The following is a 796-nucleotide window of genomic DNA, read 5'->3' as shown; positions in this document are numbered from 1 at the left end:
TTGTTGGGCACCGTAAAGGCGACCTTTGCGTTGGGAGCTTGGGATTTGAACCGCGGAATGAGGTCCGGCGCCAGGATCGCTGCCGGATTGTCCGTGGCGGCAATGCGATAGACACGTTTGCTTGTCGCGGGGTCGAACAGATGAGCAGTATTCACGAAATCGCTCAACCGTTCGAGCAGCCGGGTGAGTTCGGGCTCAAGTGCCAGAGCGTGAGGCGTCGGGATCATTCCCCGTCCGGACGCCGCCGTTGTGAAGAGGGGGTCGTTCAGCAATTGACGCAGACGCGTCAGGCGGGCCGACAAAGCCGATTGGGTAATGTTCAATCTCGCCGCCGCATGGGTGACGTTCTGGTGCTTCAACAGCGCGTCGAGTGTCAGCAGCAAGCCAATGTCGAAATCCGATAGCCGTTTTGTCAATGGGACCTCGAACCAGCAGGCGCTATTCAATCGGTAGCTCTAGACTAGCACGGTTCCGGGTTTGAAGGGCATGCGGTTCCAGTCAACAGTCAGCCGGCGTGGCCGGATTTGACCACCCATACTGAGGTCTGTTCGGCCTCTTGCACCAACCATCTAAGGCGCGGGCCATGGCCCGCGCCTTTTCATATTCAGCCTTCCAAAGAGCTCAGTCCTTCTCGAAGATGCGCGCCTTGGCGACCACACCGGCAATGGCGCCGCCGATCAGCGGTGCAACGATGAACAGCCAGAGCTGACCGATCGCGGCAGTTCCCGAAAACAGTGCCGGACCGATCGAGCGGGCCGGGTTGAGCGACGTGCCGGTCACCGGGATGATGGCGAAA

Annotated in this window: 2 protein-coding genes; both read right to left on the bottom strand. The window is 59.9% G+C overall.

From position 1 onward, the window contains the following. Positions 1–383 (bottom strand): LysR family transcriptional regulator (locus EN984_RS36405; protein ID WP_245480209.1); only part of this gene is annotated, 383 nt, incomplete at its 3' end. A 238-nt stretch (positions 384–621) separates the two neighbouring features. After that, positions 622–796, bottom strand: a 175-nt coding sequence (locus EN984_RS36400; protein ID WP_206517580.1) for an aquaporin, incomplete at its 5' end; no start/stop codon positions are given.

Origin of the sequence: Mesorhizobium sp. M7A.F.Ca.CA.004.12.1.1 (genome assembly GCF_003997835.1) — a bacterium.
In the GTDB taxonomy this organism is placed as follows: Bacteria; Pseudomonadota; Alphaproteobacteria; order Rhizobiales; family Rhizobiaceae; genus Mesorhizobium.
Note: the sequence above shows the minus strand (reverse complement) of the source record. Positions and strands in the feature narration are given on the sequence as shown.